The sequence below is a fragment of the Microcoleus sp. EPA2 genome (assembly GCA_020882975.1).
Lineage (GTDB): Bacteria > Cyanobacteriota > Cyanobacteriia > Cyanobacteriales > Microcoleaceae > Microcoleus.
On the sequence record JAHRFD010000028.1, the window covers coordinates 40,006 to 65,292 of the forward strand.

Annotated in this window: 18 protein-coding genes; 13 read left to right on the forward strand and 5 right to left on the reverse strand. The window is 45.4% G+C overall.

The genetic code is table 11. The annotated features are described in order from the left end of the window. Positions 1 to 111 precede the first annotated feature (111 nt). Positions 112 to 1,134 (reverse strand): cysteine peptidase family C39 domain-containing protein, encoded by a 1,023-nt coding sequence (locus AAFP14_RS21260; protein ID WP_341734198.1) that lies wholly within the window; start codon positions 1,132 to 1,134, stop codon positions 112 to 114. Positions 1,135 to 1,393: 259 nt separating this feature from the next. On the opposite strand from AAFP14_RS21260, the gene AAFP14_RS21265 reads away from it, so the two are divergent. The 8 genes from AAFP14_RS21265 (at position 1,394) to AAFP14_RS21300 (ending at position 14,064) form a co-directional block, all read left to right on the forward strand. Then, the gene (locus tag AAFP14_RS21265; protein ID WP_341734199.1) at positions 1,394 to 4,159 is read left to right on the forward strand and encodes a cation-translocating P-type ATPase; all 2,766 of its coding nucleotides are present in this window, start codon (positions 1,394 to 1,396) and stop codon (positions 4,157 to 4,159) included. A 179-nt stretch (positions 4,160 to 4,338) separates the two neighbouring features. Next, positions 4,339 to 4,968 carry a 7-carboxy-7-deazaguanine synthase QueE gene (locus AAFP14_RS21270; RefSeq protein WP_341734200.1) on the forward strand — a complete coding sequence of 210 codons (630 nt, stop codon included), beginning with the start codon at positions 4,339 to 4,341 and terminating at the stop codon, positions 4,966 to 4,968. 311 nt (positions 4,969 to 5,279) lie between these two features. Continuing rightward, a complete protein-coding gene (uvrA, locus tag AAFP14_RS21275; RefSeq protein ID WP_341734201.1) occupies positions 5,280 to 8,243 on the forward strand; it encodes an excinuclease ABC subunit UvrA in 2,964 nt (987 codons plus the stop codon). A 139-nt stretch (positions 8,244 to 8,382) separates the two neighbouring features. Then, the gene (locus AAFP14_RS21280; protein WP_472851075.1) at positions 8,383 to 9,015 is read left to right on the forward strand and encodes a response regulator; all 633 of its coding nucleotides are present in this window, start codon (positions 8,383 to 8,385) and stop codon (positions 9,013 to 9,015) included. Positions 9,016 to 9,188: 173 nt separating this feature from the next. Then, positions 9,189 to 10,127 carry a ferredoxin reductase domain-containing protein gene (locus tag AAFP14_RS21285; protein WP_341734202.1) on the forward strand — a complete coding sequence of 313 codons (939 nt, stop codon included), beginning with the start codon at positions 9,189 to 9,191 and terminating at the stop codon, positions 10,125 to 10,127. A 173-nt stretch (positions 10,128 to 10,300) separates the two neighbouring features. Further along, complete coding sequence (locus tag AAFP14_RS21290; RefSeq protein WP_341734203.1) at positions 10,301 to 11,821, forward strand: aminotransferase class I/II-fold pyridoxal phosphate-dependent enzyme; 1,521 nt, start codon at positions 10,301 to 10,303, stop codon at positions 11,819 to 11,821. 93 nt (positions 11,822 to 11,914) lie between these two features. Continuing rightward, entirely contained in the window at positions 11,915 to 12,508 is a 594-nt protein-coding gene (gene cbiT, locus AAFP14_RS21295) for a precorrin-6Y C5,15-methyltransferase subunit CbiT (protein WP_340518917.1), read from the forward strand. 641 nt (positions 12,509 to 13,149) lie between these two features. Beyond that, complete coding sequence (locus AAFP14_RS21300) at positions 13,150 to 14,064, forward strand: phosphatidate cytidylyltransferase (RefSeq protein WP_341734204.1); 915 nt, start codon at positions 13,150 to 13,152, stop codon at positions 14,062 to 14,064. On the opposite strand, the gene AAFP14_RS21305 is transcribed toward AAFP14_RS21300, so the two are convergent. Next, positions 14,023 to 15,105: an NAD(P)/FAD-dependent oxidoreductase gene (locus tag AAFP14_RS21305; protein ID WP_341734205.1), complete on the reverse strand. Its 1,083-nt coding sequence runs from the start codon at positions 15,103 to 15,105 to the stop codon at positions 14,023 to 14,025. The genes AAFP14_RS21300 and AAFP14_RS21305 overlap by 42 nt on opposite strands. Positions 15,106 to 15,459: 354 nt before the next feature. Between AAFP14_RS21305 and AAFP14_RS21310 the strand changes: the two genes are divergently transcribed. Both AAFP14_RS21310 and AAFP14_RS21315 read left to right on the forward strand, forming a co-directional pair. Continuing rightward, positions 15,460 to 16,305 (forward strand): YaaW family protein, encoded by an 846-nt coding sequence (locus tag AAFP14_RS21310; protein ID WP_341734206.1) that lies wholly within the window; start codon positions 15,460 to 15,462, stop codon positions 16,303 to 16,305. A 36-nt stretch (positions 16,306 to 16,341) separates the two neighbouring features. Continuing rightward, positions 16,342 to 18,006: an O-antigen ligase family protein gene (locus AAFP14_RS21315; protein ID WP_341734207.1), complete on the forward strand. Its 1,665-nt coding sequence runs from the start codon at positions 16,342 to 16,344 to the stop codon at positions 18,004 to 18,006. 263 nt (positions 18,007 to 18,269) lie between these two features. On the opposite strand, the gene glmS is transcribed toward AAFP14_RS21315, so the two are convergent. The 3 genes from glmS to AAFP14_RS21330 all read right to left on the reverse strand — a co-directional run bounded on the left by glmS (position 18,270) and on the right by AAFP14_RS21330 (position 22,081). Next, a complete protein-coding gene (gene glmS / locus AAFP14_RS21320) occupies positions 18,270 to 20,171 on the reverse strand; it encodes a glutamine--fructose-6-phosphate transaminase (isomerizing) (RefSeq protein ID WP_341734208.1) in 1,902 nt (633 codons plus the stop codon). Between the two features lie 536 nt (positions 20,172 to 20,707). Next, positions 20,708 to 20,953, reverse strand: a complete 246-nt coding sequence (gene psaC / locus AAFP14_RS21325; protein WP_015175986.1) for a photosystem I iron-sulfur center protein PsaC — start codon at positions 20,951 to 20,953, stop codon at positions 20,708 to 20,710. Between the two features lie 222 nt (positions 20,954 to 21,175). Further along, complete coding sequence (locus AAFP14_RS21330; RefSeq protein WP_341734209.1) at positions 21,176 to 22,081, reverse strand: CoB--CoM heterodisulfide reductase iron-sulfur subunit B family protein; 906 nt, start codon at positions 22,079 to 22,081, stop codon at positions 21,176 to 21,178. Between the two features lie 382 nt (positions 22,082 to 22,463). On the opposite strand from AAFP14_RS21330, the gene acpP reads away from it, so the two are divergent. The 3 genes from acpP to AAFP14_RS21345 all read left to right on the forward strand — a co-directional run bounded on the left by acpP (position 22,464) and on the right by AAFP14_RS21345 (position 25,183). Further along, positions 22,464 to 22,718, forward strand: a complete 255-nt coding sequence (gene acpP, locus AAFP14_RS21335; protein ID WP_341734210.1) for an acyl carrier protein — start codon at positions 22,464 to 22,466, stop codon at positions 22,716 to 22,718. A 98-nt stretch (positions 22,719 to 22,816) separates the two neighbouring features. Continuing rightward, on the forward strand, positions 22,817 to 24,070 hold the full coding sequence (gene fabF / locus AAFP14_RS21340; protein ID WP_341734211.1) for a beta-ketoacyl-ACP synthase II: 1,254 nt from the start codon (positions 22,817 to 22,819) through the stop codon (positions 24,068 to 24,070). Positions 24,071 to 24,178: 108 nt separating this feature from the next. After that, entirely contained in the window at positions 24,179 to 25,183 is a 1,005-nt protein-coding gene (locus tag AAFP14_RS21345; protein WP_341734212.1) for an AAA family ATPase, read from the forward strand. Positions 25,184 to 25,287: the final 104 nt, after the last annotated feature.

Sequence of the window (25,287 nt, forward strand, 5' to 3'; positions counted from 1 at the left end):
ACCCGCCCCTACCTTTCCTTGTTTATTTCCCGTCCAGTGGAGGGGCGGGTTTTCGAGGTTAGCAATTTTTGGCGTTTATGGTTGGTGAAACCCGCCCCTACCTTTCCTTGTTTATTTCCCGTCCAGTCTCGGCACTCCTTCCAAAAAATCGCCGCTTAACATTAACTCAGTCATTCTATCTAATTTACCACTTACTTTCAATTTTTTATCTGTTTGAAAGCGCTCGATGTCTGCTTTCAAATTGCTGCTATTATATCCCAACTTACTCAAATAATCCCTAGCTTGTTTGTCAGTTAACAAGATATCCGCAGCACGAAAAATTGGCACGTATTGCTCGCGCCAAATCTGGGCAAAGGTTGCTCTGTCTAAATAGAAAATTCTGCCCCGCGCCGGATCGGCAATGGTAGCAATATTATGATTAATTCCCAATAAAGCGACGGCGTGGGGAAGTTTGCGAGGGCCGTCAAATAGCCAAACTGCTAATACTCCGGGGCGATTAATTTGCTGTATTTGCTCCCAACTTGGAGTTAGTTCAATTCCTTGCATTCCTAAAGCTCTTGCTGCTATGATTAACTGGGGCATGGAAGTTCCTAAACGACTGGTTCGTGCCAAACGGGCTACACTAGATTCGGTCGCATTCATCCCCCACCTTCTCAAGATTGTGGCTAGGGCTGCTGGAGCACAACTACTGTTAGATGTTTGCCGAAATACACCGTTTGGCTGCAAATTGTCAATTAAATCAGCGTAAATTGGTGCCATGAAATAGGATTGGGCGCTGGTAAATCCGCCCAATCCTAAGCAGCCTATTAAGATGACGGCAATTACTTGCGATCGCGCTGTATGCCAACTTATACTCAAGCCAATACCGCAAACTCCCATCAACATTACTCGCAACAATGTCCAGGTAACTCGCATCCCGTGGACGCGCCACTCAATAGGCAAAGCTGGTATTTGTGGCAGATTTAGAGCCAGTAGCAGCAAGGCAATATAAAAACCCAAAAACAGCAGGGCGATCGCATTTCGGCCCTTAAATAAGTCATTAGCCGTTACTCCCGATCGAACTAACATCTTTCCGAACCTGATTCCCCAGACTAAGAGCACCGAGCCGAGCACCAGCGTCACAAGTATTTCCATAAGTTCAGAATTTGGTCGCTTAACTAGGTTTTAACACGCTTTGCGATCGCCAGCGGGAGAGAATTTTTTTTCTTGCTTCTTCCTTGAAAAAAATTCTCCCCATATCAGGCAACAGACGGGCACATCCGCTGTAAGATCGATCTAAGTCACAGCTCGTTAAAGCCACCAACAAACCATTAGCTAGCTTAATATATTAAGCGGGCCTATTCAGGAGCGATAACAGCTCGTCAGACTCAAGAGCAAATATTCAGGAAAAATCATGCCAGCAATAGCCGCCAACGATGTAGACGTAGCAGAGCAATATTGGCACTACCTAGAAAGATCGAAGGTTGCAACTATCTTAGAAACCAACCTAGACCAAGGTTTAGAATCGAGCGAAGTTGCCATTCGCCAACAAAAATTCGGTCCCAACGAACTAACAGTTAAAGCAGGGAAACCCGCCTGGTTAAAATTTGTCCTGCAATTTAACCAGCCCCTCCTCATCATCTTGCTGAGTGCTGGTTTAATCAAAGCCCTGATTGGAGAATGGCTCAACGCCAGCGTAATTTGGGGAGTCACCACCACCAATGCTACTATCAGTTTCATCCAAGAAGCGGGAGCCGAGAAAAAAATCGAAGCCCTAGCCAAAGCTGTCACTACGGAAGCTACAGTGATTCGGGGTGGCAAAAAATTAAGAGTTCCCTCAAAAGAACTTGTGGTGGGGGACTTAGTAACCCTAACTTCCGGTGACAAAGTACCGGCAGACTTGCGCTTAATTAAAGTGCGCGACTTACAAATAGACGAATCGGGACTCACTGGGGAATCCGTAGCCGTCGAAAAAGAATTAGGACAATCGGGAGACTTGGTGCTACCGAAAGAAACGCCCCTAGCAGAACGGGACAATATGGCCTATGCTGGCAGTTTTGTCACTTTTGGTCAAGGTAGCGGTATCGTAATTGCGATCGCCAATAAAACCGAAACCGGCAAAATTTCCCAACTATTAGATCGACATATCGATCTCACCACGCCCTTAACCCGCAAATTCAACGAATTCAGTCAAAACTGGCTGCTATTCGTGTTGGGAATGGCAACCTTGACCTTTGCTGTTAGATTGGGCAAACCAGCAGCACCAGGAGTTTCAGCCTTTAAAGAAGCTGTCGAACCAGCAGTCGCGCTAATTGTCGGTGCAATTCCCGAAGGCTTACCCGCCGTCATCACCGTTACCCTCGCCGTGGGCGTTTCCCGGATGGCGTCTCGCCACGCGATCGTCCGTAAATTGCCGGCTGTAGAGACCCTAGGTGGCGCCACAGTCATCTGTTCCGACAAAACCGGAACTTTGACAGAAAACCAGATGACGGTGCAAGAAATCTATTCTGGTGGCGAATCCTACTCGGTTACGGGTACGGGATATAGCCCCGAAGGGGAAATTCAACTCAACAAACTCCCAATTAATGTTAGTCAGGCTCCAACTTTGCAAGAATGTCTGCAAGCTGGAATGATTTGCAACGACTCTCACCTGGAATTTAAAGACAATAATTGGATTGTCGTGGGAGATCCGACAGAAGGGGGGTTAATTGCTGCTGGCAAAAAAGCCGATTTGAGCCAGCAAAGTTTAGAAAAGTCAATGCCGCGGCTAGATTCAATTCCTTTTGAATCGCAGTTTCAATACATGGCGACGCTGCACCGCACTCCCAGCGACAAAATTCTGTACGTTAAAGGTTCGGTAGAATCAATTCTGGGCCGCTGCGCCTCCAGCCTCGATACGGAAGGAAATTTGGTTCAAGTCGATCGCGAACAAATTCACCATCAAGTTGATGCAATGGCAGAACAAGGCTTGCGTGTCTTGGCTTTTGCCAAAAAGCCAGTACCAGAAAGCCAAAATTCCGTCAATCATGGGGATTTGGAATCAGGGCTGATTTTCTTGGGCCTTCAAGGTATGATCGACCCACCCAGGGCAGAAGCGATCGCAGCCGTCCAAGCTTGTCAAACCGCTGGCATTCAAGTCAAAATGATTACTGGCGACCACATCGCTACAGCCAAGGCGATCGCCCGTCGCATGGGATTCCGCAAAACCAAGCACCACAGAGAACTTGTAGCTTATACCGGCGCCGAACTCGCCGCCATGGATAAGCATCAACTCGCCGAAGCTGTAGAAGCCGGCTCAGTTTTTGCCCGCGTCGCCCCGGAACAAAAACTGCGCCTGGTAGAAGCTTTGCAGCACAAAGGTGAAATTGTGGCGATGACGGGAGATGGCGTTAACGACGCGCCCGCTCTCAAACAAGCCGATATCGGGATTGCGATGGGTAGCGGTACGGAGGTTTCTAAGGAAGCCGCTGATATGATTCTGACGGATGATAACTTTGCGTCGATCGAATCTGCTGTAGAAGAAGGGCGATCGGTTTACAAAAATCTGCTCAAAGCAATTAGCTTCATTCTCCCAGTCAACGGCGGAGAATCGATGACAATTTTGCTCAGCACGCTGCTGGGCCGGGAATTGCCGATTTTGTCCCTACAAATTCTCTGGCTGAATATGCTCAATTCGATTACGATGACTGTGCCCTTGGCTTTTGAGCCCAAGTCCACGGGAGTCATGAAACAACAACCGCGATCGGCAAACGAACCTTTACTGACTCCCAATCGGATCAAGCGAATTATCGCTATTTCTCTTTACAACTGGACTGTGATTTTCGGAATGTTTGAATGGGTGCGCCAAGCCGATTGGGGAACCATCGAACTCGCCCGCACCATGGCCATTCAAGCTTTAGTAATGGGGAGAATTTTTTACCTATTAAGCCTCAGCCAATTGTTACCTTCTTTGATGGCTAAATTTAGCGGTTCTCAGGAAAAAGTTAGTGGTGCCCCCGCCCTCGGTGTGGGAATTGTAGTAGCGATGGTTTTGCAGATTATCTTTGCCAATTCTCCGTTTATCAATAGCATATTTGAGACGGCTCCCATGAATTTGGATCAGTGGCTAATTTGTTTTGGTGTAGCTTTACCCATGATCGGTGTTGCTCTCTCCGTCAACCGCTTTGACCCGCCTAACTAATATAACTTGTAGGTACTGCAATGTTCTCACCAATCGGGTAAGGTAGATCCGTCGGCTCTGCCTCCACTAGACTCCACTCTTCGAGGCACAGCAAGAGTTACATGGGTTCCCAGGAAGAGTCTGGGAACCATTTAATACTATATTCAAATAACCTAATTAATTGGTTTAAGGCAGAAATTATGGGGTCTAATTTACAAGTAAAATTTCCTATTCACGAAACTTTTCAGTCTACTGTTCAAGGCGAGGGATACTGGACGGGGACTTTAGTTGATTTTATCAGATTGGCTGGTTGCCCTGTGAGGTGTCCTTGGTGCGATACTGGTTACTCCAATGGTGGCAAAGGTTTACCTGCTGTGTCGCAGTCGATCGCCCAATTGCTCGCTCAGTTGCAGTCAAAAAGAGTTGTGATCACTGGCGGTGAGCCTTTCATTCACCGGGATTTACCTGAGTTAATACAAGCTTTGTTAGCCGCCGATAAGCAAGTGAGTATTGAAACTTCCGGTGCTTACTGGCTAGATGTTTCACCCCAGGCTTGGATTACTCTTTCTCCTAAAGAACACGTCAGTCCTAAATATCCGGTACAAGAGCTTTTTTGGAGTAGAGCTAATGAAATTAAATTGGTGGTTAGCACTGGTAAAGAAGTGGAATTTTATCATAAACATTTGGCACTTAATGTAGATATTCCGGTTTTTTTACAACCGGAATGGAACTCGAAAGATGCAGCTATTCCGATTATCTTGGAATTGCTAAAACAAAATCCTAATTACAGGTTATCTTTGCAAACTCATAAATTTATTGGCGTGCCATAGTTCCCAGCATCTCCTATCAATTCCGGTTGTATCGGAATGATTTAACCGCGAAGGCGCTAAGGACGCGAAGGAAGACAAGAGAGAGTTTAATACAAGACGATGAAGAAAGGATTTGATATCACCTAGGAAGACCAAGGATAATTTTTAATTCGTACAGAATATGCAACTGGATTTGAAAAATCAAAGATTCCAGGTTTAGCCCCACGGGGCGACGGAAACTTATTTGACGATTCTTTGATATTCTTGAGTTTGGATGCCAGCTATTCCAAAGGCAGCGCTAAGATAGTTAAGCACTGTTTTGCACTACTCCCATGTCCCAACGCCCCGAAACCTCAAACAGCCAGCCAAGTGCATCCCTCAACGGGCATAATCTGACGAATCCTAACTCTCATAACCAAAATACGATTCGGGTTCGCGGTGCCAGACAGCACAACCTCAAGAATGTTGATTTGGAACTGCCGCGCGATCGCCTGATCGTGTTTACGGGTGTGTCCGGTTCTGGTAAGTCTTCCCTGGCTTTCGATACAATTTTTGCCGAGGGACAGCGCCGCTACGTGGAGTCTCTCAGCGCCTACGCGCGACAGTTTTTGGGACAGTTGGATAAGCCGGATGTGGACGCAATTGAGGGCTTGAGTCCGGCTATTTCGATCGACCAAAAGTCCACTTCCCACAACCCGCGATCGACTGTGGGCACTGTTACAGAAATTTATGATTACCTGAGATTACTCTACGGCAGAGCTGGCGAACCCCACTGTCCGATTTGCGATCGCTGCATTGCGCCACAGACAATTGATGAAATGTGCGATCGCGTCATGGCCCTTCCTGACGGTACTCGCTTTCACCTTCTCGCGCCCGTGGTACGCGGAAAAAAAGGCACTCACCGCAAATTATTATCCAGTTTAGCCGCCGAAGGATTTAGTCGGGTCAAAGTTAACGGCGAGATTTTAGAACTTTCGGAAAATATTGAATTAGATAAAAATCATACCCACAACATCGAAATAGTTATTGACAGGTTAATTAAAAAACCTGGTTTAGAAGAACGTCTAGTTGATTCTCTCTCGACTTGTCTGCGTCATTCGGAAGGAATTGCGATCGTAGAGGAGTTACCAACAGAGGAAAATTCGGAACCAAATCCACCCATCGTATTTTCCGAAAATTTTGCGTGCCCGGAACACGGCGCAGTAATGGAAGAACTGTCGCCCCGGTTATTTTCATTTAATTCGCCCTATGGTGCGTGTCCAAACTGTCACGGTTTGGGCAGTTTACGCACCTTTGCGCCAGAGTTGGTAGTCCCGGATGCGAAAGCGCCTATCTATTGTGCGATCGCCCCTTGGTCTGATAAAGATAATTCCTATTATCTCTCTTTACTTTGCAGTGTTGCTGATGCTTGCGGATTTAATATTGACACTCCTTGGTATCGTTTAAAGCCGGAACACCAGCGGGTAATTTTGTATGGCAACGAGGAAAAGAAAACCACAGACAACAAGAAACGCGACACCAGCAACACCGATTTCAGGAAAGATTTTAAGGGTGTAATAGCCATGTTGCAGCGCCAGTACGAAGATACTGGTTCTGATTTGATTAAGCAGAAGTTGGAACAGTATCGTGTTGATAAAAATTGCCAAGTTTGTCACGGCAAACGCTTGAAACCCGAAGCACTTTCAGTGCGGTTGGGACAATACGGCATCGTAGATTTAACCAGTATTTCGATTCGGGAATGCCGGCAACGAGTAGATAATTTAGGATTGAGCGATCGGCAATTTCAAATATCCGATTTAGCCCTCAGAGAAATCAAAGCCAGACTGCAATTTTTGCTTGATGTCGGGTTAGATTATTTGACTTTAGACCGCGCAGCCATGACCCTTTCTGGTGGGGAAGCCCAGCGAATTCGACTAGCTACTCAAATCGGTTCCGGTTTGACCGGAGTGCTTTATGTTTTGGATGAACCCAGCATTGGTTTGCACCAAAGAGACAATTTTCGACTGCTGCAAACTTTAACAAAGTTACGAGATTTAGGCAATACTTTGATTGTCGTAGAGCATGATGAAGAAACAATGCGATCGGCAGATCACATTGTGGATATCGGACCAGGTGCCGGCGTGCACGGTGGCAAAATCATATCTCAAGGAACTTTAGCAGACTTGCTAGCTGCTGAGGAATCCTTAACAGGTGCTTATCTGTCAGGAAAGCGAGTAATTGAAACCCCTGCCCAAAGGAGAAAAGGCAATGGCAAATCCCTCTCCATCACCAATGCGAGGCGCAATAATTTAAGAAATATTAATGTAGAAATTCCCCTCGGAAAACTTGTCTGTGTTACGGGAGTTTCAGGTTCGGGAAAATCTACATTAATCAATGAATTGCTGTATCCTTCCTTACAACACTACCTCACCAAAAAAGTTCCTTTACCACCCGATATGGACGCGCTCAAAACAAAAGGTGAACGCTCTATAGAAGATGTAGTTGATAAGGTAATAGTCATCGATCAATCTCCCATTGGTCGTACACCACGTTCCAATCCCGCCACTTACACGGGAGTCTTTGATGTGATTCGAGATTTGTTTTCCGAAAGCATTGAAGCTAAAACCAGAGGTTACAAAGCCGGACAGTTTTCGTTCAACGTCAAAGGAGGCAGGTGTGAAGCTTGCAGCGGTCAAGGTGTTAACGTTATTTCGATGAATTTTCTGCCCGATGTTTACGTGCAGTGTGAGGTTTGTAAAGGGGCGCGCTACAACCGGGAAACCCTGCAAGTGAAGTATAAAGGCAAGTCAATTTCTGATGTTTTGAACATGACTGTGGAGGAAGCTTTGGAAATGTTTAAAAACATTCCTAGGGCTGGTGCTAGACTGCAAACTTTGGCTGATGTTGGCTTGGGTTACATTCAGTTGGGACAGCCCGCACCCACCCTTTCTGGGGGCGAAGCACAGCGGGTGAAATTGGCAACGGAATTGTCCCGTCGCGCTACTGGGAAGACGCTTTATTTGATAGATGAACCGACGACGGGTTTGTCGTTCTATGACGTTCATCATTTGTTAAATGTGTTACAAAGATTAGTGGATAAGGGGAATTCTATTTTGGTAATTGAACACAATTTGGATGTGATTCGGTGCTGCGATTGGGCGATCGATTTGGGGCCGGAAGGGGGAGATAAGGGAGGTGAGATAATTGTGGCTGGCACACCGGAGGACGTGGCAGCAAATCCTCGTTCTTATACTGGGAAATATCTGCAAGTTGTTTTGCAGGAACATCCTTTGGGGGAGGCGGTATCTGTCACTTGATTCGGTGATTAAAAAAGAGGATTATTAACAGTAGTTAGCTAGACATTCCCAAAATTTGCCTACAGCCTATGGTTACTGTTTACTTTATCATCAGTTTGTAGGGAGGAGTTTAGTCAGTTTGCGATTAACAGGGGGAAAAATGATTCAACAATCAAATATAATTCGCATTTTAATTGCTGACGATTATGCAATTTGGCGGCAAGGTTTAACCGCTTTGTTGGAACAAGAACCCGATCTAACTGTTGTCGCCCACGCTAATAATGGACAGGAAGCATTAACAATGTTCCGCCAATATCAGCCCGACGTGACGCTAATGGATTTGGGAATGCCACAAATGGATGGTGTGGCGGCTATTACCGCCATTTGTGCGGAGTTTGACACTGCCCGTATTGTGGTGTTAACTACTTATGATGGTGATGAAGATATTTATCGCGGACTGCGGGCTGGCGCAAAAGGTTATTTGCTGAAAGATGCTGAACCTGATGAACTTTTTGCAGCAATTCGCACGGTTGTTAGTGGTAAAAAGTATATCCCGATCGCCGTTGGTGTCAAACTAGCTGAACGCATGGAAAATGCTCAATTGAGCGATCGGGAATTGGAGGTACTTCGCCTCATCGTAACGGGTAAATGTAACCATGACATTAGCACAATTTTACACATCAGCGAAAGTACAGTCAAATTTCATATCAACAATATTTTAGGCAAATTGGGAGTTGCCGATCGCACTCAGGCCGCGATTACAGCCTTAAAACGAGGTATTGTCAGCTTGTAGTTTTGCTTACCACCTAGCCAAAAGTTCAGGTTATTTACCGAACCAAAGGTCAGCATTAGCCGACCCTTTTTTATAGGTAAAAAACTCCACTTTAAGCTGGTTACTTTCGTCGCAGTATTCTCTAAACTTAATTGATATTCATCCAAACAATTCTGCCTTATTAAACAGTTAGATTGATTGTAGAAGGATCTCATGAGCGAATATTGCATCGGCATTTATCAAAAATATCAAACAAAAGCCCGTTTTTTGATGATACACAATTGGAATATGCACCACTTTTGGTGGATAGTAATTTCCATTGTAAATGTTCTGCTGTTATCCAGTATTTACATCACAGAAAATTGGAGTCTAGCCCCGATAGCCACTTTCAGTATTGGCAATCTTTTTCTGGCCGTATTAGTACGGAACGAACTAATCTTACACCTTATTTAATTGTATTTAGTATATTTTTACCTTGGATAACTGTACAGAAATATAATAATTTTAGGATATGTTGTCCTTCGCCAAACGTAGCTCTTTTGACATTTCCTGGCAAGGGAGATGTTGGAACATTTGCCCGAATCAGTACAGATTTGGTGGAATGGCATTCATTTTCCGTGGCAGGAACGAGTTTTGATCGAAAAACTGGGCGATCGCAAATCCAGCTAATTATTGGCGCCTCTGGTGACTGGACTAAAAACTTGATTGACAAAGTTCAGACAGGTGATATTCCCAAACATCTTTGGGTGCGAAGATTTAAACCGCCCGGTTTCATGTTTTCAATTAATGCTTATTCCAGAGTGGTGGTAGTTGCAACGGGAGCGGGAATAGCTCCTGTTTTACCTCATATTCTGGAAAACAAGCATAAACTTTACATACTCTGGATTGGCAATAATCATCAGTTAACTTACGGCAAGAAAATGTGGTCATTAATCTCCAATCATTCACGCTTAAAAATTTATGATACAGGCGAACTCGGTAGACCGAATGTAGGTGATTTAGCAATTCAAATCGCCCGTGAATTTCGAGCTCAAGCTGTATTTTGCGTATCTAATAGATCCGTCACTAAAACCGTTGTGAGTGCGTGTTTAGTCAAAGGAATTCCGGCTTACGGAGCGAGTTGGGATTCTTAGACATTCCTGGACGCATTATAACTCATAAATTTTCATGATTTTAAAGGGTGTGGTGTTTTAGGTTAATTAATTATGTTAATTTAGGAGAAAGGGATCGAGGTAATCTCGGGAATGGAGCTATACAAAACTTAATTTTACGTCAAATAATCAACTCAGGATGAAACAAATCAGGGATGAACTCTCAAACAAACACGCCTTTATTAGATGCTTTGCGCGATCGCACAAATCACCATCACTCCCCATTTTACGCCCCCGGACACAAAGGCGGTCAAGGAATCTCAGGGCGGTTAGTTGAGTTATTAGGCCCACAAGTATTTCGATCGGACCTCCCCGAATTACCAGAATTAGATAATCTCTTTAACCCAGAGGGCGTAATTGCAGAAGCTCAAAATTTAGCTGCTGAGGCATTTGGGGCCGAACATACTTGGTTTTTAGCAAACGGTTCGACTTGCGGAATCATCGCGGCAATTGTCGCAACTTGCGGCATGGGAGATAAAATCATCCTACCTCGAAACATCCATCAATCGGTAATTTCTGGTTTGATTGTATCCGGTGCAATTCCCATTTTTGTGAATCCAGAGTACAACTCGGATTGGGATATTGCTAACTGCATCACCCCAGAAGCTACCGCAGCAGCATTAACACAGCATCCCGATGCCAAAGCAGTCATGGTGCTTTATCCAACCTATCACGGCGTGTGTGGGGATTTGCGGGCGATCGCCAAAATTACCCATCAATACAACATACCATTATTAGTAGATGAAGCCCACGGCGCACACTTCAACTTTCATCCCAACTTGCCAGAACCAGCACTATCCGCAGGAGCCGATTTAACAGTACAATCAATCCACAAAACTCTCGGTGCAATGACACAAGCCTCAATGCTCCATGTCAAGGGTTCCAGGGTAGATATCCCCAAATTAAATCGAGCTTTACAGTTAGTACAATCCACCAGTCCCAGTTACATATTATTAGCATCTCTAGACTCCGCCCGTCAACAAATTGCCCTCCACGGCCAACAGTTGATGACCCAAACTTTACTACTAGCAGAAAAAGCGCGATCTGCCATCAGTAAAATTCCAGGTTTATCAGTTTTAGAAACATTAAATACACCCGGTTTTGTCGATTTAGACCGCACGCGACTGACAGTAAAAGTATCTGACTTGGGAATCACAGGATTTGCAGCAGATGAAATTTTGCACTCTCAACTCGGCGTTACCGCAGAATTGCCAATGCCACAACATCTCACATTTATTATCAGCTTGGGAAATACAGAATCAGATATTGATAGTTTAGTTAAAGCTTGTACTCTTTTAGCTGGAAGGAAGGAGAAGGAAGAAGAACCCCTCCCTCATGGTTCCCAAGGGGAGAATGGGGGAAGTAAGAAACAAGATTTTTCCCATCCCCCACTCTCCCCATCCCCCACTCTCCCACTCCCCGACTTTCCCCCTCCTCCACTCTCTCCCCGCGAGGCCTTCTTTTCCCCAACAGAAACAGTAGCAGCAGACAAAGCAGTCGATCGACTCAGTGCCGAACTCATCTGTCCTTATCCCCCAGGCATACCTGTGTTGATGCCCGGTGAAATCATTACCCAAAAAGCCCTGGAATACCTCAAACAAATCCACTCCGCAGGTGGTAAAATGACAGGTTGCAGCGATACCCACCTCCAAAGTCTCAACGTTGTGCGAAAGTAAATATTAAGGCTGGGCGAAATGGGGAGAATTTTTCAAGGTTCCTCATTTCCAACTGCGGTCTGGCTAGAATTTAAAATCTCAAATAGAACAACTATGCTTTGGCCCTACGTCACTCCTGGTATCCCAGACGATTTATTTGAACGTTTACCGGGTATTCCCATGAGTAAACGAGAAGTCCGACTGCTGTTAATTTCTCACCTACGACTACAAGCAGACTCAGTGGTTTGGGACATTGGTGCAGGTACTGGTACGATCGCCGTAGAAACAGGTTTATTATGTCCCAAAGGTCAAATTATTGCCATCGAAAGAGATGAAGAGGTAGCCAACTTGATTCGCAGAAATTGCGATCGCTTCGAGCTCAACAACGTTGAAGTCATAGAAGGTAGCGCCCCGGAATGCCTCAAAAATCTGTCCCACCCCCCCCACCGAGTTTGCATAGAAGGAGGCCGCCCCATTAAAGCCATTGTCCAAGAAGTCTGGGGGTACTTACAACCCCAGGGTCGAATTGTCGCCACCGCCAGCAATTTAGAGAATCTTTACGCCCTTTCCGAAAGCTTCGCCCAATTGCAAGTCCGCAACATTGAAGTAGTTCAGTCCGCCGTCAACCGCCTAGAGACTCGTGGGCTCAGTCAAACCTTTGCCGCTGTCAATCCCATATTTATTCTCAGTGGCGAAAAGCTAGATTAGTCAGTAGTCAGCAGTCATCAGTCATCAGGGTAAACAACCCTAGGCATAAATGCGACGGCTTTCTGTAGCCTTGATAGAACTCCAAGATTGCCCGGTAATACCTAACCTTCGAGAGGGTTTACAACTGATGGCGTGGGGCTTCCCGGCCTCTAGCTAAGGACTAAGGACTAAGGACTAAGGACTAAGGACTAATGACCAAGGACTAATGACCAAGGACTAATGACCAAGGACTAATGACTAATGACTAATGACTAATGACTAATGACCAAGGACTAATGACTAAGGACTAAGGACTAAGGACTAAGGACTAAGGACTAAGGACTAATGACTAAGGACCAAGGACTAATGACCAAGGACTAATGACCAAGGACTAATGACTAATGACTAATGACTAATGACTAATGACTAAGGACTAATGACTAAGGACTAATGACTCATGACTAAATGTAATTCTTAACCTTTTTTAAGTCCCGTTAACCTTCATACTAAGATTAAGGGCAAACATAGCTCGATTGACCGCCTGACTTGAGATATTTGGATGACTGATGGGGGAAGAACCCGTGCCCTACAAAAATCCAAAATCTAAAATCCAAAATCCAAAATCGAATCACCCGCCCCCGTCTGCAAGAGAAATTCATTTTATGCCTTGGTCTCGTATCCTCAGTGGAATAGTTGCGATCGTCCTTGCTTTGGGAATGATTATATTGGGCGGATGGTACTTCACCGTCGGCTTCGGGATCATCGTTTACCTGGGCCAACTAGAATATTTTCAACTAGCCAGGGCTAAGGGCATTGCACCTGCTGCCAAAACTACCTTAGTTGTCAGTCAAGTTCTGCTAATTACCGCCGCCCTTGCGCCACAACTGGTAGATGCTATGTTTCCCCTAGCTGGAACCTTCATCTGTTTTTACCTGCTGTTCCAGCCTAAGCTATCGACGATCGCCGATATTGCCGCTTCAATTTTAGGATTGTTCTACGGCGGTTATTTGCCCAGCTATTGGATACGGCTGCGAGTCGGACTTGACCCTGTTTATCAAGCAACAACTGGATTTGGTCAAAAAGTGGCCAGCAATTCACTAACTCAAATTTATCCCCAGTCTTGGATCAATATCAGCCATATTTCTTTGGGATTAACTTCCCTAATGCTGGCTTTCCTTTGCATCTGGGCCGCAGACATTGGCGCTTATTTTGTCGGCAAATTCTTCGGCCGCACTACCCTGTCCCACATCAGCCCGAAAAAGACGGTTGAAGGTGCCGTGTTTGGAGTTTGTGGCAGTATAGCAGTTGCCGCCACCGGGTCTTGGTATTTGAATTGGCCTGGCTGGCCCTATACTGGGGCTGCTTTTGGTCTGTTGATTGGTGTTGCCAGTTTGTTGGGAGATTTAACTGAGTCGATGATGAAACGAGATGCCGGTGTTAAGGATTCGGGGCAGTTGATCCCCGGTCACGGTGGCATTCTCGATCGCACTGACAGTTATGTTTTTACAGCACCGTTAGTTTACTATTTTGTGACTTTACTGTTGCCCGCGATCGACTTTTATCTGATTAATCAATGATTTGACCGAATTAGCGGCGGCCAAACCCGATCGCAAAGCACCTTCGATTTGACTTCCTCCGCACAAATCCCCCGCACAAACTAAGGGTAAAGTGCCCTCAGCAGTCAAACAAGAAACAGGCAAAGGATTTCGACAAAAAGCATAGCGCCAACGGTGAACCTGCAACCATTCAGGCTGTTTTAGCCAAGGCATCAAATATTCAGAAGTGCGATCGAGCAATTGTTGACCCACACTAGGCAAATCCTTCGCCTCAAAATAGCGATCGGCAAAACTTGCACTACTGTGAACCACAAACACAGGCTGAGGGGATTCCAGTCGCTTGCTACTATCAAAACCAATCCAAGCTAAATCAGAATTATCTCGAAAATCAACAGTTTTCCACCGGTAATTTAGATTACTCAAATCGGGTTGGCGTTCCGCAGAATAGCCAGCCATAACCGTAATGCAAGCGTCATAATTAACCGAGTGCAATTTGTCAAGAAAATCTGGCGAAAATCCCAGGTCTGCCTTTAAAAACAGTAAAGCTTGGGGTGCAGGAATTGCGACTACGATCGCCTTAGCAATCAATTCTTGAGGCTTGTTAAAATTATCATCAGTAACTTCCAGAGAAAGATGCCACCTTTGGTTATCTGTAGTAGAAATAGCTTCTACGCGACGCCCTGACCAAATTTCTAAACCCTCAGCCAGGTACTTACCGACAGCATTCATTCCAGCAGGTGCAACATAACAGTCCCTGGGAATCGAAAAAACCTCTCCCCCGACTCCATTTTCTCCCTCTCGGAATTCCCCAACAGTATCAGTCCACAGTTTCAGGATATCGCGATCGACCAAAACATCAATTAACCCCTGCACCGCATCCCCCTGGGATTCCAGATAGCGAGCCCCATGATCGGCCCTAGTACCGTTAACACGACGAGTAGCAACTCTGCCCCCCACACCGCGAGATTTTTCCACAACCACCACAGAATAACCAGCCAGACGCAACTGTTGAGCGCAACTCAGCCCCGCCATACCAGCACCAATCACCGCAACATCAAACATAATTAGTCAATACTCAATAGTCATTAGTCATGAGACATCTCCAAAAACTCTTGTGGGATAGGCATTGGGCCCACCCAAGACTAGCTTTTTAGCAGATGTCCACTTATCAGCTTAAAGGCTCTGGGGGAAGTTTCTGTCCCCTATTTCCACTTGCGGCCAAGTGTTGACAGTCCTAGCTAGGGCGGCTCCCCGCCATCGCCCCGCACCAAGTAGTAGAATTAAGGACAGCACGAATCCGTGATTAAGACCAGTTAAAAAAAATGCCACTGTAGGCAAATTTCCCAACCCCATCGTTGTCAAACAACAGCAATCCCAAATCTCAAATCTAAAATCCCATAAGGGAGGGCAAAAATCTTGGACGAACTCAGAGCAGCGCTAGAATTGGCTACAGAAGAAGAATTGCAACAACTGACAGAACTCCTGTTCAGCCGCAGGTTTAACCCTTTAGATTACGTGCAAACCCCAGCACCGATCGATGTCCAAAGTCGCGATCGCGAAGCTTGGCTAGATGCCGTAGAACAACGGTTTCGCTACCTCTCAGCCGACGGATTGACGGTACTCAGAGGGCGGACTGAACAAGTAACTTACAGACAAGCCCTAATTCAAGTTTGTCGCTATCTCAAAATTCCCTATCCCAAACAGTTGTCAACCACCGACTTAGAAGCAGAAGTATTTTTGCACTTAATGGGCCGCGCCTGGAAGCAGTTACCTTCCCAAGAAAAACAAGCCTTGACTGTACGAGTACAGCGAGCAATTGTCGAGTCTAAACTCTCGGAACCTCTGCCAATTTCTGCGGAAAAAGACCCCTTGGGTTTACTGTTCAAAGGTGGTAGCGCTTTAGCTGTTAGTTCCATCGTCAAACCAGTTTTACTCAAACTCATGGCCCATCAATTTGCACTGCACTTTGCCACCTATGAAATGGCAAAACAAGCAGCGATCGCCGGGGGAACAGCCGCAGCCACCCAGTTTCAAAATTATGTCGCCATTCAGACGGCCAGACGCTCTATGGCGACAAGTGCTGCTCGTTACGGTGTGACGCGGAGTGTGTTTTCATTTCTCGGTCCGGTATTGTGGACGTGGTTTTTAGCTGATTTAGGCTGGCGCTCGATTTCAACTAATTATAGTCGGATTATTCCTACCATTTTTGCCTTGGCTCAAATTCGGTTAACGCGATCGGAATGCACCTGGGAATTAGCCTAAAGATTTGAGATTGTAGATTTTAGATTAGGAGTGTCGGTGAATAGTAAAAAACGGTTAAAATTAGGTGTAAAACTGACAGTAGAAAATCTCAAATCTCGACTTCAAAAACATCCCGATCGCAGTTTGCAAACCCCTTGGAATTTCGCTCAATTGGGAGTGCTGATTTTTCCTGTAATTCCGATTTTGGGAGCTTTAGGAATCTTCCTGGGATTAATCGGCACTTGTTCCCAACAAAAATTTAGCCAAATTAGCAGTCACCCGGTGAATCGAGGCTTCGCAATTCTCAGCGTGTTGCTAGTCATCACGGCGGTTTTTGCTAACAACCACATCGAGGCTGTTTTAGGATTGGGTAATTTCTTGCCGTTTTTTATACTTTTTGTGGCATTCAGTCGTTTAATTCAAACTCCCACTCAATTGCGGCAATTGTCTTGGATAATCGTAATTAGTTCAATTCCCGTCATAATTTTGGGTTTGGGACAGCAATTTTTTGGGTGGAGTGGCATTGTTCAATTACAGCCCGTTTTTGGCTGGGTACTCGAACCCAAAGGCAATCCTCCTGGTAGGATGGCTTCTGTATTTATGTATGCCAATATTTTAGCTTGTTATCTAACTATTGTTTTTATTTTAGCTTTGGGATTGTGTATTGAAGGAATAAGGCCCAACGACTGCGTTTATCCTGAGCCCTTCGACTACGCTCAGGATAAACTACGCCGAAGGGCTCAGGAACCGCTTCAGGAAGAAGGAAGAAGGATAAGGGAAACAAGTAATGAACTGCCAATTCCCAATTCCCAATTCCCCATTCCCCATTCCCCATTCCCCATTCCCAATTCCCAATTCCCAATTCCCAATTCCCCCCTTGGGGGGGGCGAGGGGGGGGTTCCCCAATTCCCAATTCCCAATTCCCCATTCCTGTTTTTAACTTTTGCCGTCCTAGGAAATGCTGTTTGCTTAATTTTTACTAATTCTCGTAATGCTTGGGGATTGGCCGTTTTGGCTGCTGTGGCTTTTGCTATTTATGCAGGTTGGAAAAAAATATTAGCTGCGGTTTTTAGTGGTGTTGGTGCAGTTTTTTTGTCCGCTTTTGGCCCCCAACCTTTGCGGCAATATTTACGAACTATTATTCCGGCTTTCTTCTGGGCGAGACTCACGGATGAGATGTTTCCCAATCGGCCGACAGCGACTTTAAGAACTACTCAATGGCAATTTGCTTGGTCGATGACTCAGCAGCGTCCTTGGACTGGTTGGGGGTTGCGAAATTTTACGGCTCTTTATGAAGCTCAAATGCACGAATGGCTTGGTCATCCTCACAGTTTGATACTGATGCTGACTGCGGAAACGGGAATACCAGTAACGCTGTTTTTTTTGGGTTTAGTTGGATGGATTTTGGCTAGGGGTGTTTTGCTGTTGCTAAATTGGCGATCGCATTTTCCTGTGGATATTCCACCGCCACCAATAACCACACAGCAAACTGAGGCAAATTTTCCCGATACTGCTATCATAAATTCGGTAATTTGTCAAGAATATAATTCAGGCGATCGGCTAATTTTCTTCAGTTATTTATTAGCTTTCGCAGCCTGTACCCTATTTAACACCGTAGATGTCACCGTGTTTGATTTTCGAGTGAATACTATAAGCTGGCTACTGTTGGCGGCAATTGGCGGAATAGGGAATAGGGCATGGGGAATAGGGCATGGGGAATAGGGCATTGGGCATTGGTTAGTTGTTATACCAATTTTAAAAAAGAATGCAACAGTAGTCTTGTCCCTCCCCTTGATAAGGGGGGGTCAAAGATTGTTGCACGATAGTCTTGTCCCTCCCCTTGATAAGGGGGGGTTAGGGGGGGTCAAAGATTGTTGCACGATTTTAGAGAAATGGTATTAGTTGTTAGTTGTTAGTTGTTATTTGTTGATTCTAATAACCAATAACCAATAACCAATAACCAATAACCAATGACCAATAACCAATTATTCCACTGTCACGGACTTCGCCAAATTCCGAGGCTGATCCACATCCAAACCCCGTCGCGCCGCAATATGATAAGCCAACAGTTGTAGGGGAATTACGGTAACAATTGGTGACAATAATTCATCTACCAAAGGTACGGGCAAAACATGATCGAAAATATCCGCTTCCGCCGCACCTTGCTTGGGGGTAACGCCAATTAAACGGGCATCTCTAGCTTTCGCTTCCTGAGCGTTGGAAAGTACCTTTTCGTAGACGCTTCCCGGCATGGCGATCGCGACTACAGGCACTTTGGCATCCAAAAGAGCGATCGGGCCATGTTTCATCTCTCCAGCAGGATATCCTTCGGCATGAATGTAACTAATTTCCTTCAGTTTCAAAGCCCCTTCCAAAGCAATGGGAAAGTTAATTCCCCGTCCCAAAAAGATAAAATCTTGGGTTTCAGTAAACTGGTGGGACAATTCCTCCACATACTGTTCCTGAATCTCCAAAAACTTTTCAATTATAGCAGGCAACTGGCGCAAACCAAGCAGGATTTCTGCCAATCTTTCGTTACTTATAGTCTGTCGTTGATGTGCCAAATCCAAGGCTAAGAAATAGAAAGCCATCAACTGAGTGACAAAAGTTTTGGTAGCTGCCACCCCAACTTCGATACCAGCATGGGTGTTAATAATGTGTGGTACCATGTGGGCGATCGAGCTTTCTGTCCTGTTAGTAATCGCTAACATTCTCGCCCGAAATTTATCAGTCAAACCCGCTCGACGCTGTTGTTCCATTCCCAAAGCAGCCAGTGTATCTGCCGTTTCTCCCGACTGTGTTACCCCAATAATTAAAGTATTGGCTGTCAGCGGTGCCGGTGCATAACGATATTCGGAAGCGTACTGCACCGAAGTAGGAATATTCGCTAACTGTTCCAACAAATATTTGCCAATTAGGGAGGCGTGCCAGCTCGTTCCGCAGGCTAAAATCGAAATTTGTTCGACATCAGCACAAAGCTCCTTTGGCAAGTTGAGATTAATCGGAGAGTCTTGACTTTCAGGGTTCCAGTTGTTGTCTAAATAAGTCTCTAAACAAGCTCTGACTACGGCGGGCTGTTCGTAAATTTCCTTGTGCATGAAGTGTTTGAAGCCCTGTTTCTCCACTGCAACCGGACTCCAGCCGAGGAGGCGCGGGCTTTTTTTCAGCTTTTGCCCTGCAAAACTGTAAACTTCAACTCCCATGGGAGTTAGTCTGGCTGCTTCTCCATTTTCCAGAGACAAAACAGCGCGGGTATGAGACACTAAGGCGGGGGTGTCAGAAGCGCAGAAAAATTCGCCAGCACCAAAGCCAATTACCAAAGGAGCTTGCTGTCTGGCGACAATTAATTCGTCGGGAAAGTCTGCACATATCGCCGCGATTGCAAAGGCTCCTTCTAATCTATTTACAGCCTTTAAAACGACTTCTAAAAATGAAATCTCGGCATCTGCTTCTGACTTATTCCTTGTGAATTCAGCCAATAATTCAGAAATTAAATGAGGAATAACTTCTGTATCCGTATCGGAAACAAATTTATGTCCCTTCGCTTTTAATTCTTCCCGCAATTCGCGATAATTTTCGACAATTCCATTTTGAACTACTGCAACCCTCCCGCTATTATCCATGTGAGGGTGAGCGTTATATTCTTCTGGCTTACCGTGAGTTGCCCAGCGAGTGTGTCCTATACCAATGGAAGCTGGAGATTCTATCTCTGCTAGTTTTTCCCGCAGGTTGTGCAATTTACCCTTGGCCCGGAGGCAAGTAATTTTCCCTTCCCAGATGGTAGCGAGGCCCGCTGAATCGTAACCCCGATATTCCAGTTTCTCTAATCCTGCTAGCAAAATCTCGCTTGCTGCTTGGGTGCCGATATAGCCAACGATTCCGCACATTTGAGGTACTCCTGCTTAGCGATCGTAAATCAAAACCAATTTTTATCAAGATAGCACGGGAAGCGGAAAACCCCGTCCTTTTAAGACTAAGATGGAAGGGATTCGCCAGATTCGATTAATCAAATCACTAGATTAATTATTAATCACTGTGCATCGAACGGTATTAATATTAGGGTTTTTTATTGTAATATAAAATAAAAAATATTATTAATGAGATACAAAGGAGTGTCCATGGCGAATGGCGAATGGCGAATTGTTAGTGGTTACTTATTAGTGACTTTTCTCATAGCCAATACCCAATTACCAATTACCAATTCCCAATTCCCAATTCCCAATTACCAATTACCAATTACCAATGATCGATTGTACCTCATAGGAGAGCTCGAAAGGCTATATCGCTGCATTTTCACATCGCTCTGCTTGCTGTTGCCATAGCTTCTAACTGGGGCAGAATGTAGATGCCACAGCAAAAGAGAGGGAGCAATGTCATCGCCCCCTCTCCGGTGTTTGTAGTTCGATCGCGTGTCGATCGAATTTTAGTAAGCTAGACCCATACTGCGAGTTGTTTCTGCTCCCAGGTAAACCCGGATGCTGAGAAAATCGGTAGGGCAAGCTGTTTCGCAACGCTTGCAGCCTACACAGTCTTCTGTGCGGGGAGATGAGGCAATCTGAGCTGCTTTGCAGCCATCCCAGGGCACCATCTCCAAAACGTCAGTCGGACAAGCGCGGACGCATTGAGTGCAGCCGATGCAGGTATCGTAGATTTTGACTGAATGAGACATTGAATAAAGGCTCCCAACGAGTCACTAAAAATTTGCGGACTCTGCGAGTTAAAAGATTTGACGGCTTGATGCCACCGCTATAACCTGCACAGAGAATTAAAAGTAAGTCTACCGCAGTGCCTGGAAGCACTTAGCCAAAAAGCGACAAAACTTCACAGTTATTTGATGTTCAGTGTTAGAAAGGACTAAAGTCCTTACTACAAACCTGAGCAAATTCATAGACTAAAAGCCTAATTTTTCCAACACGGGCTTTGTGGAAACAATATGTCTGTCTAGTCCTAGTTTTTTTGGCTCAACACCCAAAGCCAAAGCCACCAATTGCGGTAAATGCAGCACCGGCAAACCCAACTTGCGCCCAATTACTTTTTCCACTTCCGGCTGTCGCGAATCCAAATTTAAGTGACAAAGCGGACAAGGTGTTACCATACAATCAGCACCGTTGTCAAGAGCATCTACAATATGTTTGCCAGCCATCTGAAAAGATTGGTTAGTGGCATAACTTGCTAGGGGCCAGCCGCAGCACTGAGTCCGTCCTCGATAGTAAACCGGAGTTGCGCCGATCGCCCGAAACACATTTTCCATCGATTCCGGTTGGTGCGGGTCATCGTAAACCAGTTTATCCTGAGCTCGCAGCAAATAACAGCCGTAAAAAGCCGCGCACTTCAAACCCGCAAGCTTGTGAGTGACGCGGTTCTGCACTTCCTCCAAACCGTAATCGGCAACGATCGCCCACAGCAGATGTTTCACCTCGGTACTGCCTTGATATGGCGAACAGCCTTGTTTTTGCAGTAAACCATTGACTTGTTCTAGGTAGTTGGGATCGGTTTTTTGGCAATCCTTGAGGCGATCGTCCACATGACCGATTACCCCTTGACAAGTGCTGCAATGCGTGAGTAAAGGCAGATTCAGTTGCTCAGCTAAAGCAATATTGCGGGCATTGACCGTATCTTCCAATAATTGCGAATCTTCCTTGAAAGTGCCAGAACCGCAGCAAGAAGCTTTTTTGAGTTCCACCAATTCAATGCCCAAGGCTTGAGTCAGGGCTTGGGTAGACTGGTAAAGTTCGCGGGCGGCACCTTGGGCGACGCAACCGGGAAAGTAAGCATATTTGAGATTTGGGGAGGGCATAATTGTTTCTGCTGGGTACAACAAGGCAAGGGACAACAAAGGAGGGCGATCCTCTTCGAGGGCTGCGCTAACGAAGTTGGGATGCTTCCTGCTTAGTTGGTGTTCTCCATATCCTTACCTAGTTTTAGACAATTATTAAGGTTGAGTAACCCGATCGACTACTGGAGTCGTTGGCAATCTGAGTTTCTGCAAGTTAAAGTTGGATCTAGATCCGCAGTCTTAAAATAGCGATCGCACCCCCGCCACAGTCCTGAATTTGCTACCAATGCCCACGGCTCACTCCCCACACACAGTGTCAGTGAGAAAAGTGGCAAGCCTTTTTCCTGAAGATCCCCCTTTCGGATAAGATCAGATACGCAGCAACCAATGAGGAAATGATGGTATGAGTCAAGAGGACATTTTTGCTAGAGTCAAGAAAATCGTGGCAGATCAACTGGAAGTCGATCCTGCTGAAGTCAAGCCAGAAGCCAGCTTTGCTAACGATTTAGGAGCAGACTCCTTAGACACAGTAGAGTTGGTAATGGCTTTGGAAGAAGAGTTTGATATTGAAATTCCAGACGAGGCAGCCGAAGGAATTACCACGGTTCAAGCCTCTGTAGACTTCATCAGCAGCAAACTTGCCGCTCCAAAAGCATAAAATACCTGCCTTTTCCCCTAAGAGGAGACAAGTTAGACAACTGAAAACTCCTCTTTTGTTCTGCGTTCTGGGTGTTTAATTTTTTTGAAACTGAAATCATGACAAATTTAGAGCGTAAGCGCGTTGTTATTACGGGTCTCGGCGCGATTACACCGATCGGTAATACTTTGTCCGAGTATTGGGACGGGTTGCTTGCCGGGAAGAATGGTATAGGCCCGATCACCTTATTCGACTCGTCGCGGCACGACTGTCGCTTTGCCGCAGAGGTGAAGGGTTACGATCCTCACGACTATTTAGAGCGCAAGGAAGCAAAGCGGATGGATCGCTTTGCTCAGTTTGGAGTTTCAGCTAGCAAACAGGCTCTGGCTGATGCGAAGTTTGAGATTAATGACCTGAACGCAGAACAGGTGGGTGTCATTCTTGGCACTGGCATTGGCGGGCTGAAGGTTTTAGAAGACCAGCAAGAGATTTATCTGAATCGCGGCCCCGATCGATGCAGCCCGTTTATGATTCCGATGATGATTGCGAATATGGCTGCTGGCCTGACCGCAATTCAAACGGGTGCTAAAGGTCCAAACTCTTGCACTGTTACCGCTTGCGCTGCGGGGTCAAATGCGGTGGGCGATGCGTTTCGCCTCGTGCAGGGGGGTTACGCCCAAGCCATGATTTGTGGCGGTACGGAAGCTGCGGTGACACCTTTGTGTGTGGCGGGTTTTGCTGCGGCGAGGGCGCTTTCGACTCGCAATGATGACCCAACTCATGCTTGCCGTCCTTTCGATCGCGATCGGGATGGTTTTGTTGTCGGCGAAGGTTCTGGCATTCTAATTCTCGAAGAAATGGAATATGCGATCGCCCGTGGAGCCAGAATTTACGCAGAAATCGTCGGCTACGGCTTAACTTGCGATGCCTACCACATGACTTCCCCAGTACCGGGGGGCGAAGGTGCATCGCGAGCCATGGCTTTAGCGCTCAAGGATGGGGGTTTGACACCAGATATGGTGAGCTATATCAATGCTCACGGTACTAGCACTCTTCCCAACGATTCTACCGAAACCAAGGCAATCAAAAAGACCTTGGGAGACCATGCTTACAAAATAGCAATCAGTTCTACCAAGTCAATGACCGGTCATCTTTTGGGTGGTTCTGGGGGAATTGAGGCGGTAGCTGCGGTAATGTCGATCGCCAATGACAAAATCCCGCCGACAATTAATCTGGAAAATCCCGATCCTGAGTGCGATTTGGACTATGTTCCGCATACAAGTCGCGATCTAAAAGTTGATGTGGCGCTGTCGAATTCCTTTGGATTTGGCGGCCACAACGTGACGCTGGCCTTCAAGAAGTTTGTGCAGTAACGGGCAATTTGAAAGTCGAGAGTTAAAAGGTGAAAAATTAATTTTTCAGCTTTGTAGGGTAGGCATCTTGCCTGCCCTAACTTTCTGAAGTATAACCGGAGCGATCGTATGAATCAACCACTTCTTCGATTTTTGACAACCAAGAATTATAAAAATCTACACTTATATCCATCTGTAAATTTAAACAACCTTAATATATTTATCGGCTCAAACGGTTCAGGCAAAAGCAATTTCATCAGTTGTTTAAAATTTTTAAAAGATTGTCTAATAGCTATTCCCGACGAAAATCGGGGGGTGAGTAGTTTTGAGGATGCTGTTTCTAAAATTGGCGGCGATCGCCTCTTAGATGTCAATGTTGAAAGTCCAGCAAAAGTCAGTATTGCTTACTGTTTTTCGCAAATTAACCAAACTGGTAATCTTCAAAAAGACAGCGCGATTCTTGATTTCAAACTTTATATCGATCGACAAAAAGTAAGGGCGAGCCTCTCTGAAGAATATCTGTATGGCGGAGAAGATTTGCAGGAAACTTCTTCCAGCAAGCAACCTTTCTATTACTATGAATTACATGAAAGAGAATTAGGGCAAGGCTTTTTATATGTTAACAATTCTCCCGGTCAAGAGTCAACTCAGGTTCAACTTTTAGATAACATTCCTACAAATTCTTTGGGTTTGTTGACAATTCCCATACTCCTTGAAAATAGTCAATTTCCCCCAGAAGATACACGACCTGTTTACAAAATTAGAAGAAAATTAATTGAATTAATTTCAAAATGGCAATTTTATAATGCCAATAACATGAATTTGAATTTAATTAGAACCGCAGAGCCTAAAATAGGTGGAAGTGATATTTACCTATCTGCATCTGGAGATAATCTGCCCTTAGTTTTGGAGAATTTAAGCCAAAATATCGACTTTGAAGATAGCCTGAACGAGGCGATGAAATCGATCTTACCAAAAACTCGTCCCATTAGACCTGTACGTTCTGGTCGCCTATCTCTCACTGTACAATGGTATTTTGAAGATATCAAAGAAGCATTTTACCTTAATGAAATGTCAGATGGAACTGTGAGGATGCTTTGTTGGGCAACTATTTTACCAAAGAAATGGGTCTAAAGCCCCGTCCTTATAGGACGGCTTTAATTGTCCTTATTCTATCAGTCAGTCATGGTATAATAGAGCAAGTAAACAGCCAGTAAAAATGAAAGCAAGATACCAAT

Excerpts from the sequence above, each read along its gene's own strand:
- AAFP14_RS21290 (WP_341734203.1), top strand. The coding sequence starts at position 10,301 with ATGAACTCTCAAACAAACACGCCTTTATTAGATGCTTTGCGCGATCGC.
- AAFP14_RS21270 (WP_341734200.1), top strand. The coding sequence starts at position 4,339 with ATGGGGTCTAATTTACAAGTAAAATTTCCTATTCACGAAACTTTTCAG.
- uvrA (WP_341734201.1), top strand. The coding sequence starts at position 5,280 with ATGTCCCAACGCCCCGAAACCTCAAACAGCCAGCCAAGTGCATCCCTC.
- psaC (WP_015175986.1), bottom strand. The coding sequence starts at position 20,953 with ATGTCTCATTCAGTCAAAATCTACGATACCTGCATCGGCTGCACTCAA.
- AAFP14_RS21265 (WP_341734199.1), top strand. The coding sequence starts at position 1,394 with ATGCCAGCAATAGCCGCCAACGATGTAGACGTAGCAGAGCAATATTGG.
- AAFP14_RS21300 (WP_341734204.1), top strand. The coding sequence starts at position 13,150 with ATGCCTTGGTCTCGTATCCTCAGTGGAATAGTTGCGATCGTCCTTGCT.
- AAFP14_RS21330 (WP_341734209.1), bottom strand. The coding sequence starts at position 22,081 with ATGCCCTCCCCAAATCTCAAATATGCTTACTTTCCCGGTTGCGTCGCC.
- cbiT (WP_340518917.1), top strand. The coding sequence starts at position 11,915 with ATGCTTTGGCCCTACGTCACTCCTGGTATCCCAGACGATTTATTTGAA.
- AAFP14_RS21280 (WP_472851075.1), top strand. The coding sequence starts at position 8,383 with ATGATTCAACAATCAAATATAATTCGCATTTTAATTGCTGACGATTAT.
- glmS (WP_341734208.1), bottom strand. The coding sequence starts at position 20,171 with ATGTGCGGAATCGTTGGCTATATCGGCACCCAAGCAGCAAGCGAGATT.
- fabF (WP_341734211.1), top strand. The coding sequence starts at position 22,817 with ATGACAAATTTAGAGCGTAAGCGCGTTGTTATTACGGGTCTCGGCGCG.
- AAFP14_RS21260 (WP_341734198.1), bottom strand. The coding sequence starts at position 1,134 with ATGGAAATACTTGTGACGCTGGTGCTCGGCTCGGTGCTCTTAGTCTGG.
- AAFP14_RS21305 (WP_341734205.1), bottom strand. The coding sequence starts at position 15,105 with ATGTTTGATGTTGCGGTGATTGGTGCTGGTATGGCGGGGCTGAGTTGC.
- AAFP14_RS21345 (WP_341734212.1), top strand. The coding sequence starts at position 24,179 with ATGAATCAACCACTTCTTCGATTTTTGACAACCAAGAATTATAAAAAT.
- acpP (WP_341734210.1), top strand. The coding sequence starts at position 22,464 with ATGAGTCAAGAGGACATTTTTGCTAGAGTCAAGAAAATCGTGGCAGAT.